The sequence below is a fragment of the Streptomyces sp. NBC_00076 genome, from assembly GCF_045041235.1.
GTDB lineage: Bacteria > Actinomycetota > Actinomycetes > Streptomycetales > Streptomycetaceae > Streptomyces.
On sequence record NZ_CP108242.1, the window covers coordinates 5,208,114 to 5,224,053 of the forward strand.

The following is a 15,940-nucleotide window of genomic DNA, read 5'->3' on the forward strand; positions in this document are numbered from 1 at the left end:
CTGGTGGGATGAACGAGAACGAGAAGGAGAGGACCGAGAGACGGACCGTGAAGGTGTCCAAATACCTCTCGAAGCACCTTCGGCACCAGCCGGAACGGATCGGGCTCATCCTCGACGAGGGCGGATGGGTCGAGATCGACGTACTGATCGCCGCGGCCGCGGCCCACGGTTTCCGGTTCAGCCGGGACGAGCTGGACCATGTGGTCGCCGCCAACGACAAGCAGCGCTTCGCGATCGACGGCACCCGGATCCGCGCCAGCCAGGGCCACACCATCGACATCGACCTCGGGCTGGCACCGGCGCCCCCTCCGCCGCATCTGTACCACGGGACCACGGACCGCTGCCTGGAGGCGATCCGCGTCGAGGGACTGCGGCCCATGAACCGGCACGACGTGCATCTCTCGCCCGACCGGGAGACGGCGACCCGCGTCGGCGCCCGCCGCGGCCGGCCCGTCGTGCTGTCGGTGGACTCGGGCGCAATGCACCGGGACGGCCTTGTCTTCCAGGTCAGCGCCAACGGAGTGTGGCTGACGAAGGCCGTACCCCCGCAGTACCTGCGATTTCCCGAGCCGCGCTGACGGCCGCCAGGTTTACCGACCCGGGCTGGACGGCCGCCAGGGTTTTCCGGTCCTCCCCACCTCGGCATGATCAGTGGTATGAACCACCTCCCGAGCACCGAAGCCGCCGTCACCGCCCTTCGCGCCCTTGCCGACGAATACGGGCGCGAGATCGAGGTGACACACGACATCGGCGCCGACCAGACCTCTCGCCGCAGCGCCGCAGGCATCGGCGTCACCACCGATCCGGACGGCTCCCTGCCTCACGAGGCCCATGTCGAGTTCGGTGGCATCCCCCGGGTGAGCGTGCGGCTCTACCTCGACGACGACGCGCTGATCGACATCGAAGGTGTCGAGTGCCCCGACATCCCACGCGACGACGTGTCCGCCTTTCTTCGCTCAGTCTTCGGCGACCTCACCCATGTCAGAGCACGCCGCTTCCCGCCCGGCTACTTCCTGATCGTGCCGCTGCCCGGCGACCGGACGCACAAGGAGTACGTGCCGTTGATCACGCTCACCCCATGGCTCAGCGGACGTTTGCGATGACGGTGCGTGACAGTTTCACGTGAAACCATTCATCCACATACGCTCGTTCCATGAGTTTGCGTCTGAGTACCGTGATCCTTCCGTACCGCCGTTGGCACGAGGGCGGCCGTTCGGCATGGCAGCGCGCTGAGCAACTCGGTTTCCACTCCGCCTACACCTACGACCACCTGTCCTGGCGCAGTTTCCGGGACGGTCCCTGGTTCGGTGCTCTCCCGACGCTGACCGCCGCCGCGGGTGTCACCGACACCCTGCGCCTGGGAACACTCGTGACCTCGCCGAACTTCCGGCACCCGGTGACCCTCGCCAAGGAGCTGATCTCCCTCGACGACATCTCCGGCGGGCGGGTCACGCTCGGTATCGGTGCGGGGGGCAACGGCTTCGACGCCACGGTGCTCGGACAGGAACCGTGGCCCCCGCGCGAGCGCGCCGACCGCTTTGCCGAGTTCGTGTCGCTCCTCGACAGGTTGCTGACCGAGGACGGCACCAAGGGAGTGTCGTACGAGGGCGACCACTACTCGGCGCACGACGCACGCAACATCCCCGGCTGCCTCCAGCGTCCCCGGCTGCCGTTCGCGGTGGCCGCGACCGGGCCGCGCGGGCTCGAGCTCGCCGCCCGGCACGGGCAGGCCTGGGTGACCACCGGCGACCCCAAGCTGTACGAGAACGGCACTCCCGAGCAGTCGGTTCACGCCATTCGCAGGCAGACGGAGAAGCTGGCCGACGCGTGTGCCACGCTCGGGCGGGACGTGCGCGAGCTGGACAAGATCCTGCTGACCGGCTTCACCCCGGACCGCGGCAGTCCGCTCCAGTCCCTCGACGCGTTCGTGGACTTCGCAGGCCGGCACCGCGATCTGGGCTTCACCGAGATCGTGGTCCACTGGCCCATCTCCGGATCGGACTTCGCCGCGGACGAGAAGATCTTCGAGCAGATCGCCATGGAGGCACCCGCCCAGCTGTGACGGTGCAGGTGAGAGGCGGTCACTCCACACCTGTGCGTACTCCCGCACGGACGTGCGGGTGATCTGCTGGAGAATGGCCGGGTGACCTCAGCGACTCGACAGCCCGAGACCCCGGCCGCCACCGTTCCGCCGCGACTGATCGCCACCGATCTGGACGGCACCCTGTTGCGCGACGACAAGTCGGTCTCGCCGCGCACCGTCGCGGCCCTCGCCGCCGCCGAGGAGGCGGGCATCGAGGTCTTCTTCGTCACCGGTCGCCCGGCCCGCTGGATGGATGTCGTCAGCGACCATGTCCACGGCCACGGCCTGGCAATCTGCGGCAACGGCGCGGCCGTGGTCGATCTGCACGGCGGTCCGGGGGCCCACCGGTTCGTGAAGGTGCGGGAACTGGCCCGGAAGAACGCGCTGGACGCCGTACGGATGCTGCGGGAGGCGGCGCCCGGCACGGTGTACGCGGTAGAGCAGACGTACGGCTTCTACCAGGAGCCCGACTATCCGAAGCTGCACATGGAGATTCCCGACTTTCTCGCACCGGCCGAGGAGCTGCTGGCGCCGGATGCCCCCGGTGCCGACGAGCCGGTCCTGAAGATCCTCGCGTATCACCCCACGGTCGACCCGGACGCCTTTCTCACCCTTGCCCGCCTCGCCATCGGTGAACGCGCGAACGTGACCCGCTCCAGCCCGAGCGCCCTGCTGGAGATCAGCGGCCCCGAGGTCTCCAAGGCCAGCACGCTCGCCCTGTGCTGTGCCGAGCGCGGCATCTCGCACGAGGAGGTCGTCGCCTTCGGGGACATGCCGAACGACGTCGAGATGCTCACGTGGGCGGGCCGGTCGTACGCGATGGGCAATGCGCACCCGGATGTGCTCGCCGCGGCCTCCGGCCGGACGGTCGCCAACAACGACGACGGGGTGGCGGTCGTGATCGAGCGGCTGCTGGCGGAGAGAAGGTAGAGCCGGAGGGAGCCGAGCGCTCCACCAGGCCCACCAGGCGTGTCCCGACTGGCTCCGGCGCCCCTTGCGGTCCTCATCCCACCGGCACCCCTCGCGCCGACAACCACGGCACCGGATCCACCGCCGACCCCATCTCCGGCGTGACCCGCACCTCGAAGTGCAGGTGGGGACCGCTGGAGTTGCCGGTCGTGCCCGACTGCCCGATCCACTGGCCGGGTCTCAACTGTTCGCCCTGGTCGACGGTGACGGCGGCGAGATGGGCGTACTGGGAGTAGTAGCCGCCCGCGTGCTCCACGACGACCTCGATGCCGAAGGCTCCCCCGCACGACACCTTCACCACCTGCCCCGCGCCGACCGCCCGGACCGGCGTACCGATGGGCACCGCGAAGTCCTGCCCGGTGTGCCGGTTGGCCCACCGGGTACCACCGCTGCCGAAACCGGCGGACAGCTGGTAGGACTCCACCGGGGCCACCCACGCGCTCGTGAAGGACGCCTTCGGCTGGTCCAGCCGGACAGCACCGCGGCAGGAACCTGCCGCGACGGAGGCATCCGCCTGTCCCTGCAACTGCCAACGAGCCTGCTCCAGCTTCTGCTCGATGTCCTCCTTCAGGTCGGCAAGCTCGGAGCTCCGCCGCTCGAGGGCCTGCCAGGCGGCCGCCGCCCTCGCCTCGTCCGCGGCCAGTCGGCTCTCCGCCCGCCGGCTCTTGTCGATCGCGTTGTTGACTGCGAGTTGCGACTGGGAGAAGACGTGCTGACCGCGCATCAACTCCTCGGTCGTGCTGGCCAGAAGGATCTGTGCGGTCAGCGGTGTCCCACCGCCACTGCGGTACTGGGCCCGTGCGATCCGCCCCAGCTCCTCGTGCAGCACGGCGGTCTCCCGCCGCTCACGGTCGAGAAGCGCCTCGGCCCGCAGCGCCTGCGCCCGCCGCTTCTCGGCCTCACGGCGCCCCGCCTCGTAGCTCTGGGTCGCCACGGCCGCGTCCTCGTAGAGCCGGGCCACCTGCGCGCTGAACCCCGACTCCGCCGCACCCTGCCCACCCGCGCTCCCCCCGCCGTCGGCGGCGTAGATGGGACGGGCCGCCAGCACCGCCAACGCACACAGCAGCGCCGGAACGAGCAGCGGGTGACGGCGAGGTGATCGCATATCAACGATCGTGACCCGGCGACAGGGGTGCGGTCCTGTTCAAGTCGTGCGGCTGGGGGACCGGTTGCGGCAGATGGGTCAGTACGGGGCCTGCCACACCACCGTCGTGCCCTCGCCGTCTGCCCCGGCGCCGGGCCCGTTCCGGCTGACACCGCCGAGGAACAGATCCGCTCCCTATCGCGTGCCCACCAACAGGTCCGCCGCCTCCTCCCGCTCCGCCATCCCCCGCAACGGACCCGTCGCCGCCACCAGCTCCGCGTACGCCCCCCGCTGCACCACGCGACCCTCGTCCAGCACGATCACCTCGTCGACGGCCGTCAGTCCGGCCAGGCGGTGGGTGATGAGCAGGGTCGTACGGCCCTCGGTGGCGGCCAGCAGGTCTGCGGTGAGCGCGTCGGCCGTCGGCAGGTCGAGATGCTCGGAAGGCTCGTCGAGCACCAGGACGGGGAAGTCGGCCAGCAGCGCCCGGGCCAGCGCCAGCCGCTGCCGCTGCCCACCGGACAGCCGCGCTCCGTGCTCGCCGACCAGCGTGTCCAGGCCGTCGGGCAGAGCCTCGGCCCAGTCGAGCAGCCGGGCCCGCCGCAGCGCGTCCCGCAGTTCGTCCTCGGTCGCGTCCTTCCGGGCAAGGAGGAGGTTCTCACGCACCGAGCTGTCGAAGAGGTGCGCGTCCTGCGCACACAGGCCGACGAGCCGCCGTACGTCGTCGCCGTCCAGCGCGTACGCGTCCACGCCGCCCAGCGTGTACGAGCCCGCCTCCGCGTCCAGGAATCGCAGCAGCACCTGTGCGAGCGTCGTCTTACCGGACCCGGACGGCCCGACCACGGCGATCCGGCGCCCCTCCTCCAGAGCCAGGTCGACTCCGGCAAGCGCGTCCCGGTCCTGCCCCGCGTGACGGGCCGTCAGTCCCTTCACCACGACGGGGAAGGGAGACGCGGGCGCCTGCCGGGGCCGCTCCGGCTCCCGTACCGGCTCCGGCGCGTCCAGCACCTCGTACACGCGCTCAGCGCTCTTGCGCACCCGCTGGCGGTACTGCACGGCGAGCGGCAGGCCGAGGACGGCCTCGAAGGCGGCCAGCGGAGTCAGGACGACGACCGCCATGGCCACGCCGCCCAGCCGCCCGTCGGAGACCGCCTGGGCGCCCACGAGAGCGCTCGCGACGACGGACAGGCCGGAGATCAGCGCGGTGAGTCCGTCACCGAGCGCGGTCGCGGTGGCGGTGCGCGAAGCGATCCGGGTGAGCGTCCCGTCGGCCCGTCGCGCCTCGGCGGTACGTCCGGGCAGCGCGCCGGCGACGGTCAGCTCGGCGGTCCCGGTGAGCAGGTCGGTCACCCGGGTCGCCAGTGTTCCCCTCGCGGGGGACAGCCTGCGCTCGGCCCGTCGGGCGACGGCACCGGTGATCAGCGGGACACCCACGCCGGCGGCCAGCAGTCCGACGGCGAGCGTGGCTCCGGCCTCCGGCAGAAGCCAGGCGGTGAAGCCGACGGACGCGGCGGAGACGACCACGGCGGCACCGGCGGGCAGCAGCCAGCGCAACCAGTAGTCCTGCAAGGCGTCCACGTCGGCGACGAGCCGGGACAGCAGGTCCCCTCGGCGGGTGCGCCGCAGTCCGGCGGGCGCCAGCCGCTCCAGACGGCGGTACACGGCGACCCGGGTGTCGGCCAGCATGCGCAGCACCGCGTCGTGCGACACGAGCCGCTCGGCGTACCGGAAGACGGCCCGCCCGATCCCGAAGGCCCGCGTCCCCGTCACGGCCACCATCAGATAGAGCACCGGGGGCTGTTGCGAGGCCCGCGAGATGAGCCACCCGGAGGTGGCCATGAGGCCGACGGCACTGCCGAGCGCGAGACTGCCCAGCAGCAGGGCGAGAGCGAGCTGTCCGCGCCGGGCACCGGACAGGGCGCGCACGCGGGCGAGGACGCCACGGGCCTGTGGCTCCGGCACGACCGTCTCGGGCGCTTCCGGAGCAGCACTGGCTCCCACCTCGCTGGGAAACGCCTCGGGCGTCCGGGCCACGCCTTCCACCTGAGCAGAGGAAAGGGGCTCCACCAGCCGTACCACCCGGTCCGCCACCCCGAGCAGCGCCGGCCGGTGCACCACCAGCAGGACCGTCCGTCCCTCGGACAGTCGCCGTACCGCCTCCACGACCTCGGCCTCCGTCGCCCCGTCGAGGGCCGCCGTCGGTTCGTCGAGCAGCAGCACCGGCCGGTCGGCGAGAAACGCCCGGGCGAGTGCGAGGCGTTGCCGCTGGCCGGCGGACAGCCCGGCCCCGTCCTCGCCCAGCACCGTGTCGGCGCCCAGGGGCAACGCGTCCACGAACGCCAGCGCATCGGCGTCGCCCAGAGCACGTCGTACGGCGGAGTCGTCGGCGTCCGGACGGGCGAGGCGTACGTTCTCGCCGATCGTCCCGGCGAACAGGTGCGGTCGCTGCGGCACCCACGCGATACGCGAGCGCCATTGCTCCAGATCGGCCTCGGCGAGATCCACTCCCCCGACCAGGACCCGGCCCTCGCTGGGCCGCACAAATCCCAGCAGCACGTTGAGCAGCGTCGACTTGCCCGCACCGCTCGGCCCGACGAGCGCGACCGTCTCCCCGGGCTCGACGGCGAAAGACACATCAGTCACCGCGTCCGCCGATCGTCCGGCATACCGGACGGTGACCCCTTCGAAGGCCAGGGTCCCGGACTGCACGGCACCGGAGCCCGAGGCCGGAACCGGCGTCTCGAGCACCGAGAAGATCTCCTCCGCGGCGGCCAGTCCCTCAGCCGCCGCGTGATACTGCGCTCCCACCTGCCGCAGCGGAAGATAGGCCTCGGGCGCGAGCACCAGGATGACCAGACCGATGTACAGGTCCATGTCCCCGTGCACGAGCCGCATTCCGATCGTCACGGCGACCAGCGCCACCGACAGCGTCGACAGCAACTCCAGAGCGAAGGACGAGATGAACGCGATCCGCAGCGTCCGCATGGTCGCCTGCCGGTACTCCCCGGTGATGCGCCGGATGGAATCCGCCTGCGCCTTGGCCCGCCCGAACACTTTCAGGGTCGGCAGGCCGGCCACCACGTCCAGGAAGTGCCCGGACAGCCGGGACAGGAGCCGCCACTGACGGTCCATCCGGGACTGAGTGGCCCAGCCGATCAGCACCATGAAGACCGGAATGAGCGGCAGGGTCCCGACGATGATGGCCGCGGAGACCCAGTCCTCGGTGACGATCCGCACCAGCACCGCCACCGGCACGACCACCGCGAGGCCCAACTGCGGCAGATAGCGGGAGAAGTAGCCGTCGAGAGCGTCGACCCCCCGGGTGGCGAGCGCGACCATCGATCCGGTCCGTTGTCCGCTCAGCCACTCGGGCCCCAGTGCGACGGCGCGCCCTAGCAACCGCCCTCGCAGCTCCGACTTCACTGCCGCGCTCGCACGGTGCGCGGCGAGTTCGGTGAGCCAGGAGACCAGCGCGCGGCCACCTGCGACGGCCAGCAACAGCAGCAGGGGAGTGCGAAGGTCGGCGACGGACATGCCGTGCTGGAAAGCTCCCACCACCACTTCGGCGATGAGCATCGCCTGCGCGATGACCAGGAGGGCCCCGACGGCGCCCAGGCCGACGACCGCCACCAGGAAGAGCCGCGTGGTGCGGGCGTACCGGATCAGACGCGGATCGATCGGTTTCACGTGAAACATGCCCTTCGGTCCAGGAGGCCTTTCACCGTGCTTCACGCGACCATCGCGAAAGCCCGGTGACCGAACTCCCTGTCGGACTCAGTGAGCGGTGTCGGCGGCGATGTGCTGTGTGCCGATCCGCTTGCGGAACACCCAGTAGGTCCAGCCCTGGTAGAGCATGACGACGGGCGTGGCGATCGCCGCGCACCACGTCATGATCTTCAGGGTGTACGGGCTGGATGAGGCGTTGGTGACGGTGAGGCTCCAGTCCTCATTGAGCGAGGACGGCATGACGTTCGGGAAGAGCGTCAGGAAGAGCATCGCCACGGCGGCCACGATGGTGACCCCGGACAGGGCGAACGACCAGCCCTCGCGTCCGGCCTGGTTGGCGACGAGGGCAGCGACCAGGGCGCCGACCGCCACGACGAGCGCGACCAGACTCTTGCCGTCACCGCCGTCGACCTGTGTCCACAGCAGGAAGACCAGCGCCAGTACCGCGGCGGCCAGACCGACGACCGACGCCAGCTTCCGTGCCCGCACCCGGATGTCCCCGACGGTCTTGAGTGCCGTGAACACCGTGCCGTGGAAGGTGAACAGCGTCAGGGTCACCAGACCGCCGAGGAGCGCGTACGGGTTGAGGAGGTCCCAGACGGTGCCGACGTAGTCGAAGTTCTGGTCGATCTTGACGCCCCGCACGATGTTGCCGAAGGCCACACCCCACAGGAACGCCGGGATCAGTGAGGTCCAGAAGATCGCGGTCTCCCAGTTGCGCTGCCAGTTCTCCTCGGGCCGCTTCACCCGGTACTCGAAGGCCACACCCCGGACGATCAGACAGACCAGGATGAGCAACAGGGGCAGGTAGAAGCCGGAGAAGAGCGTGGCGTACCACTCGGGGAAGGCGGCGAAGGTCGCACCGCCGGCCGTCAGGAGCCATACCTCGTTGCCGTCCCAGACAGGGCCGATGGTGTTGATCAGCACCCGCTTCTCGGTCCGGTCGCGGGCGAGCAGCTTGGTGAGGACGCCGACCCCGAAGTCGAAGCCCTCCAGGAAGAAGTAGCCGGTCCACAGGACGGCGATGAGTACGAACCAGACGTCGTGAAGTTCCATGACTGTGCAGCTCCCTCGGCCTAGTACGAGAAGGCCATCGGCTTGTCGGCGTCACGGGAGTCGCCGCCGATCTTCGTGGGCGGGTTGAGGTCGGCCTCGGTGAGCTCGGGCGGGCCGGCCTTCACGTACTTCGCGAGCAGCTTGACCTCGACGACGGCGAGGATGGCGTACAGGCTGGTGAAGACGATCATCGAGGTGAGGACCTCGCCCTGGGAGACACCGGGGGAGACCGCGTCCCTGGTCTGCAGGACGCCGTAGACGACCCACGGCTGGCGGCCCATCTCGGTGAAGATCCAGCCCCAGGAGTTGGCGATCAGCGGGAAGGCCAGGGTCAGGATCGCGATGCGCCAGTACCAGGTGGTGAGCGTCGGACCGAGGGCCTTCTTCCTGAAGAGGACGAGATGCGGCACCTCGTCGTCGCCGACCCTGAGGTGCTGTGGCAGCAGGAACTTCTTGCGGGTGAGCCAGAGCCCGGCCAGTCCGATGGCGAAGGACGTCATGCCGAAACCGATCATCCAGCGGAAGCCCCAGTAGGCGACCGGGATGTTGGGCCGGTAGTCACCGGGACCGAACTTCTCCTGCTCGGACTTGTTGACGTCGTTGATGCCCGGAACGTACGAGCTGAAGTCGTCGTTCGCGAGGAAGGACAGCAGGCCCGGGACCTCGATGGCGACCTTGTTGTGGCCGGCGTCGACGTCGCCGTAGGCGAAGACGGAGAAGGGCGCGGGCGCCTCGCCGTCCCACAGCGCCTCGGCGGCGGCCATCTTCATCGGCTGCTGCTCGAACATGATCTTGCCGAGGGTGTCGCCGCTCACCGCGGTGAGCAGGCCGCCGACGACGACGGTCACCAGGCCGAGGCGCAGCGAGGTCTTCATCTCACGGATGTGCTTCTTGCGCAGCAGATGGAAGGCGGAGATGCCGACCATGAAGGCACCGCCGGTGAGGAAGGCCGCGGAGAGGGTGTGGAAGGCCTGGGCGAGCGCGGTGTTCTGGGTCAGTACCAGCCAGAAGTCGGTGAGCTCGGCCCGTCCCTTCGCCTCGTTGATCCGGTAGCCGACCGGGTGCTGCATCCAGGAGTTGGCCGCCAGGATGAAGTACGCCGACAGGATCGTGCCGATCGAGACCATCCAGATGCACGCCAGGTGGATCCTCTTGGGCAGCTTGTCCCAGCCGAAGATCCACAGGCCGATGAAGGTGGACTCGAAGAAGAAGGCGATCAGTGCCTCGAAGGCGAGCGGGGCGCCGAAGACGTCCCCGACGAAGCGTGAGTAGTCGGACCAGTTCATGCCGAACTGGAACTCCTGCACGATGCCGGTGACCACACCCATCGCGATGTTGATCAGGAAGAGCTTGCCCCAGAACTTGGTGGCCCTGAGGTACTTCTCCTTCTCCGTGCGCACCCACGCGGTCTGCAGTCCGGCCGTGAGAGCGGCCAGCGAGATCGTCAGCGGGACGAACAGGAAGTGGTAGACGGTGGTGATTCCGAACTGCCAGCGCGCCAGGGTCTCCGGCGCCAGAGCCAGTTCCACGTCGTCACTCTCCTTACATCGCCGAGATACAGCGGCTCTTTGCCCCTTTTGTCACACACATCACTGGAGTAACCGGGACACGCTTGTGAACGCGTTCACATTCACAAGCAATTATGACGTACGGATTTTCGACATGGGAAGGGGGGTCCCCTTCTGCGGGACCCCCCTTGTCGTCAGGCCTGGCTAGAGCTCCTTGCGGAACCCCTCCGCCGCCTTGAGGAAGATGTCGTTCGCCTCGGTCTCTCCGACCGTGACCCGCACACCCTCGCCCGCGAACGGCCGGATCATCACCCCCGCCTGCTCGCACACCCGTGCGAACTCGACCGTGCGCTCCCCCAGCCGCAGCCACACGAAGTTGGCCTGGGTCTCCGGCACCGTCCAGCCCTGGGCGCGCAGCGCGTCGACCACGCGGGAGCGCTCGCACACCAGAGAGCCGACCCGGCCGAGCAGTTCGTCCTCGGCCCGCAGTGAGGCGACCGCCGCGTCCTGCGCGAGCCGGCTCACCCCGAAGGGCACCGCGGTCTTGCGCAGCGCCGCCGCCACCGGCTCATGGGCGATCGCGAAGCCGACGCGCAGCCCGGCGAGGCCGTACGCCTTGGAGAACGTGCGCAGAACGCAGACGTTCGGCCGCCGACGGTACAACTCCACGCCGTCCGGCACCTCGGCGTCGCGGATGAACTCGCGGTACGCCTCGTCCAGCACGACCAGCACATCTCCGGGCACCCGGTCGAGGAACCGTTCCAGCTCGGCCCGCCGTACGACCGTGCCCGTGGGGTTGTTGGGGTTGCAGACGAAGATCAGCCGGGTCCGCTCGGTGATCTCGTCCGCCATGGCGTCCAGGTCGTGCACATCACCCGACGTCAGCGGCACCTGCACCGGTGTGGCCCCACTGATCCGCGTGATGATCGGGTACGCCTCGAAGGACCGCCAGGCGTAGATCACCTCGTCGCCGGGTCCGGACGTCGCCTGGATCAGCTGCTGGGCGACCCCGACCGAGCCGGTGCCGGTGGCCAGGTCGGACAGGGGCACGGCGAAGCGTTCGGACAGTTCGTTCATCAGGTCCGTGCAGGCCATGTCCGGATAGCGGTTGAACGACGAGACGGCGGCCGTCACGGTCTCCAGCACGCCGGGCAGCGGCGGATACGGGTTCTCGTTGGAGGACAGCTTGTAGGCCACCGGGCCGTCGGCCGCGGCGGGCTTGCCGGGCACATAGGTGGGGATACCCTCCAGCTCGGCACGCAGCTTGGGGCTCGTCTCGCTCACCGCAGTCCTCCTCGTGACCACCGGCGGACGTCAGCACCACCGGCTTCCATTGGTCCTCACCTTATGAGGATTCGGCCCGGCTGCGTACAGGTGCGCGACGACCTCGTCCCACGACGCGGCCCGCACCTCGGACGTCGCGGCCGACGCCCCAACCGCATCAGGGGCATCACCGTACGAAGGCATACGAATCCAGGGGCGCGGCCACATATATCTACGCGCCGGTAGCTCGCGCCGTAGCGCGCATCCCTCGTAAAGGTGAGTTGAGACCGCTTCGAAACATCGGCGACTTGGCAGGCCGGTGCACGCCGACAAGTCACGTCCTATCCATGGATCACTCAACTACCTTAGTTTCCAAGGCAATTGACCCATGGCACCCTTGCAGAAACGTGCCTGTCAACGCGTGCATATGCGTCCGCCCTACCCCACCGCATGAGCCCTACTATCGGCTCGCCATGACAGCAGCAGGGAAGCACCAGGTGAGCCGCGCGGAAACCTCACGGCGAGGCAGCCGGCCGGGACGGGCGGGCATCAGAGACGTTGCCGCCGCCGCCGGAGTGTCCATCACGACCGTCTCCGACGCCCTCAACGGGAAGGGCAGGCTCCCGGACGCCACCCGACGCCATGTCCGCGAGGTCGCCGACCGGCTGGGATACCGGCCGTCGGCCGCCGCCCGCACACTCCGTACCGGCAAGTCCGGACTGATCGGTCTGACGGTGACGACGTACGGGGATGAACCTTTCACCTTCACCGAATTCGCGTACTTCGCGGAGATGGCGCGGGCCGCCACTTCGGCGGCGCTGGCCCGCGGCTACGCCCTGGTCATCCTCCCCGCGACCTCCCGCCACGACGTGTGGTCGAACGTCGCTCTCGACGGCACGGTCGTCATCGACCCCTCCGACCAGGACCCGGTCGTCAGCGAACTGGTCCGCCAAGGTCTGCCGGTCGTCTCCGACGGCCGCCCGGCCGGCGCGCTCCCGGTCACCGCCTGGGTCGACAACGACCACGAGGCCGCCGTACTCGGCATCCTCGACCACCTGGCCGACGCCGGCGCCCGGCGGATCGGCCTGCTGACCGGGACCACCACGGACACGTACACCCATCTGTCGACCACCGCCTACCTGCGCTGGTGCGAGCGTGTGGGCCAGGATCCGGTGTACGAGGCCTATCCCGCGCACGATCCGTGCGCGGGAGCTGTAGCCGCCGACCGGCTGCTGGCCCGCCCCGACCGTCCCGACGCCGTCTACGGACTCTTCGACCCGAACGGCACCGACCTGCTCGCCGCGGCCCGTCGCTACGGACTGCGCGTACCGGACGACCTGCTTCTGGTGTGTTGCAGTGAATCCGCCGTTTACTCCAATACCGAGCCGCCCGTCACCACGCTCTCCCTGAAACCGCGCCATATCGGCACGGCCGTCGTCCAGCTCCTCATCGACGCCATCGAGGGGGTCGAGTCGGACCAGCCGGTCGAGCAGGTGATACCGACGGAACTGATCGTGCGTACCTCGTCCCAGCGACGTCCGCCGCGGACGACGGTCAGCCCGCCGCGGTCGCCCGAGGAGAAGTAGCGCCGCAGCGGTCGGGGGATGGCAAGCGCGTTCCACGGGGCGGGGCAAGGGTCGTCGCGATGCGCAGCGACGTTGGTCACGCCGCGGTCGAAGACCTGCCCAATCGGGGCGAATGCCGCGGTGAACTGGACTCTTGCTCGGATTCACCACCCCTGGGTCATCACACGGCGCGATCCGCATTCCTATGATGGGCCCACGACACCGCGGGCCGCTGCGACCAGGCAGTCCGATGCGGTGCAGGTGCGGCGCGATGGTGGAGGGGTCTGATGACTCAGGGGGCCGGTCAGGGACCCGAGGTGGAGCGGACGGCGACGTTGCGCGACTTCCGGGTGCCCGCGTACGTCCACGAGACCGGTCCGTACCCGCAGGGCGTGCACACCGGTGACACGGTCAGCCCGGTCGAGGAACCGGTGGAGCACCCGGAGGGCTACACCCCGACGGAGCGCGATCTGCCGGTCATCAATCGGGGGGACACGCTTCAGACGGCCGTCGACCCCGAACCCCTACCGGCCCCGCAGCCGACGGCCGGTCCCGGTCCGCTGTTCGTCGTCGGAGACGTGCACGGCTATATCGACGAGCTGGTGGGCGCCCTCCAGGAGAAGGGGCTCCTGGACGCCGCGGGCAACTGGTGCGCGGGCACCGCACGGCTGTGGTTCCTCGGCGACTTCACCGACCGAGGTCCGGACGGCATCGGCGTCATCGACCTCGTGATGCGGCTGTCCGCCGAGGCCGCCGCGGCCGGCGGCTACTGCAAGGCGCTCATGGGCAACCACGAGCTGCTGCTGCTCGGCGCCAAGCGGTTCGGCGACACTCCCGTCAACTCCGGCGCGGGCACCGCCACCTTCCAGGCGGCCTGGCTGCTCAACGGCGGTCAGAAGACCGACATGGACCGCCTCCAGGACCACCATCTGCAGTGGATGGCCCGCCTCGACGCCATGGAGGAGGTCGACGGCCATCTGCTCGTCCACTCCGACACCACTGCCTACCTCGACTACGGCGACTCGATCGAAGCGGTCAACGACACCGTTCGCGAGACGATCACGCGCAATGACGCGGACGAGGTGTGGGACCTGTTCCGCAAGTTCACCAGGCGGTTCTCCTTCCGCGACGAGGGCGGACCCGACCATGTGCGTTCCTTGCTCGACATGTACGGCGGCACCCGGATCGTGCACGGCCACAGCCCCATCCCGTATCTCCTGGGCCAGGTCGGCTCCGAGGACGGCGAGGACACCTCCGGTCCCGTGGTCGAGGGAGCGCATCTCTACGCCGACGGGCTCGCCATCGCGATGGACGGCGGCGTGACCATGGCCGGAAAGCTGCTGGTCCAGCAACTGCCGTTGGATATCTGAACGTTCACAGGGCAGGCGCTCCCCCACGGAGGACCGACCGGCGACGGCACTGGCCACAGGGCATTTTCGGTAAACCCCCTGTCACGCCGTGCCGTCATCGCTCTACCATCGGCTTATCCGTAGCAGGCTCCCCTCCGTTTCTGCCCGACGGCTCGTCAGCGTGCGAGCCCCAAGCCCTACGGAGCATCGGGGGATGCACATGAACAGCGTTCCGCAGCACCTGCTGAACGAGGACCGCCAGGAATACGAGCGGATCCTCGATGAGGTGCTGCGCTCCGCACCACACCGTCCGGAATTGGCCGATGTCGGACAACGGCTCAATCCGGAACAGCTGCGCACCATGGCGCTCAACGCCACCGCACTCATCACGGCGGCCGCGGCGACCGAGTACCAGCACTACGTGAAGGTTCGCGAGGAACTGCGCCACCCGGCGCCGTCCACCCCGTCGTCCAACCGCGCAACCGGCTCCGCGGATCCGGGCACCGGCGCGATGGGGCTCGCCACCACCATGGGAGAGGTCGCCGAGACCACCGGCGCGGGCGCCGTCGCCGTCGTCGCTGTCCTGGCACCCGTCCTGTCCGGAACCGCCGCGGCGATCTTCCTGCTCGTGGGCTACATCCTGAAGATGCTCGACCCCGAGCCGGCGTTCGCCCAGACCATGCTCACCACCGGATGGGTGTTCGGCGCCATGACCGCGGCCGCGATCCTCGTCGCCGCTGTCGGGCTGCTCCTCACCGCCCTGCGCAACAGGCCCGCGCTCGCCGCCGGAACGTACGGCGAGATGAGCGCGGAGGTGACCCGGGCCAGGGAAGCCTGGCGCGAGGCACTCCTGGAGCGCGGCATCCTGCCGTTTCTGCGAGAGGCGCTCGCGGACCCCGGCACCGCCGCACTGCGCCGTACGGCACCACCGGCGCCGACCAGCCGCATGCCGCACCTCGGCTACGGCCGTCCCGGCTTCAGCAGCCCGGACGAAGGCGCCGGCGGCTCGCGCCCGAGCTTCACGAGCCCGGACTACACCAGCCCGGACTTCGGGGGGCCGGATCACAAGCCGGAGTAGCAACCGGCACAGCCTCTCGGCTTGCGCCCCCACCCAGGGGAGCGCAAGCCGACGACCCGGCGTCGGGCCCTCCGCCCGCCGAGCCGATGTCCGCCATCCGCCAAGGCAATCCACCGCGGCCACCCGCTGCGCCGTCCTCTACCGCTGCCGCCGGCGGGCGGCGGAGGCCGGCTCATGCGCCGCTGGAGATCTGTGCTCCTGAGGTCCTTCGGCCGGGCGTGGAAGTGGGTGCTCCACCCCCGCGTGCGCCGATGCGAGG

At 69.6% G+C, this 15,940-nt stretch carries 12 protein-coding genes; 7 read left to right on the forward strand and 5 right to left on the reverse strand.

The genetic code is table 11. The features are described from left to right. Positions 1-8: 8 nt before the first annotated feature. The 4 genes from OHA64_RS23665 to OHA64_RS23680 all read left to right on the forward strand — a co-directional run bounded on the left by OHA64_RS23665 (position 9) and on the right by OHA64_RS23680 (position 3,013). Positions 9-578 carry an RNA 2'-phosphotransferase gene (locus OHA64_RS23665; RefSeq protein ID WP_405616214.1) on the forward strand — a complete coding sequence of 190 codons (570 nt, stop codon included), beginning with the start codon at positions 9-11 and terminating at the stop codon, positions 576-578. Between the two features lie 78 nt (positions 579-656). Continuing rightward, complete coding sequence (locus OHA64_RS23670) at positions 657-1,103, forward strand: hypothetical protein (RefSeq protein ID WP_405616216.1); 447 nt, start codon at positions 657-659, stop codon at positions 1,101-1,103. A gap of 50 nt (positions 1,104-1,153) precedes the next feature. Next, positions 1,154-2,062, forward strand: a complete 909-nt coding sequence (locus OHA64_RS23675; RefSeq protein ID WP_405616218.1) for an LLM class flavin-dependent oxidoreductase — start codon at positions 1,154-1,156, stop codon at positions 2,060-2,062. 81 nt (positions 2,063-2,143) lie between these two features. Further along, entirely contained in the window at positions 2,144-3,013 is an 870-nt protein-coding gene (locus OHA64_RS23680; RefSeq protein WP_405616221.1) for a Cof-type HAD-IIB family hydrolase, read from the forward strand. Positions 3,014-3,086: 73 nt separating this feature from the next. Here the strand turns inward: OHA64_RS23680 and OHA64_RS23685 are convergent, their stop codons facing one another. The 5 genes from OHA64_RS23685 to hisC form a co-directional block, all read right to left on the reverse strand. Then, the gene (locus tag OHA64_RS23685; protein ID WP_405616223.1) at positions 3,087-4,157 is read right to left on the reverse strand and encodes a M23 family metallopeptidase; all 1,071 of its coding nucleotides are present in this window, start codon (positions 4,155-4,157) and stop codon (positions 3,087-3,089) included. A 174-nt stretch (positions 4,158-4,331) separates the two neighbouring features. Next, a complete protein-coding gene (gene cydD / locus OHA64_RS23690) occupies positions 4,332-7,832 on the reverse strand; it encodes a thiol reductant ABC exporter subunit CydD (RefSeq protein WP_405616225.1) in 3,501 nt (1,166 codons plus the stop codon). 78 nt (positions 7,833-7,910) lie between these two features. Continuing rightward, a complete protein-coding gene (gene cydB / locus OHA64_RS23695) occupies positions 7,911-8,918 on the reverse strand; it encodes a cytochrome d ubiquinol oxidase subunit II (protein ID WP_405616227.1) in 1,008 nt (335 codons plus the stop codon). A 20-nt stretch (positions 8,919-8,938) separates the two neighbouring features. After that, entirely contained in the window at positions 8,939-10,447 is a 1,509-nt protein-coding gene (locus OHA64_RS23700) for a cytochrome ubiquinol oxidase subunit I (protein WP_405616229.1), read from the reverse strand. Positions 10,448-10,630: 183 nt separating this feature from the next. Then, positions 10,631-11,710 carry a histidinol-phosphate transaminase gene (gene hisC, locus OHA64_RS23705; RefSeq protein WP_405616231.1) on the reverse strand — a complete coding sequence of 360 codons (1,080 nt, stop codon included), beginning with the start codon at positions 11,708-11,710 and terminating at the stop codon, positions 10,631-10,633. Positions 11,711-12,162: 452 nt separating this feature from the next. Here hisC and OHA64_RS23710 point away from each other — a divergent pair, with 452 nt between their 5' ends. From OHA64_RS23710 to OHA64_RS23720, 3 genes are all read left to right on the forward strand, one after another. Next, on the forward strand, positions 12,163-13,275 hold the full coding sequence (locus OHA64_RS23710) for a LacI family DNA-binding transcriptional regulator (protein ID WP_405616233.1): 1,113 nt from the start codon (positions 12,163-12,165) through the stop codon (positions 13,273-13,275). 266 nt (positions 13,276-13,541) lie between these two features. Then, positions 13,542-14,624, forward strand: a complete 1,083-nt coding sequence (locus OHA64_RS23715; protein WP_405616235.1) for a metallophosphoesterase — start codon at positions 13,542-13,544, stop codon at positions 14,622-14,624. A 193-nt stretch (positions 14,625-14,817) separates the two neighbouring features. Continuing rightward, entirely contained in the window at positions 14,818-15,681 is an 864-nt protein-coding gene (locus tag OHA64_RS23720; RefSeq protein WP_405616237.1) for a hypothetical protein, read from the forward strand. Positions 15,682-15,940 lie beyond the last annotated feature (259 nt).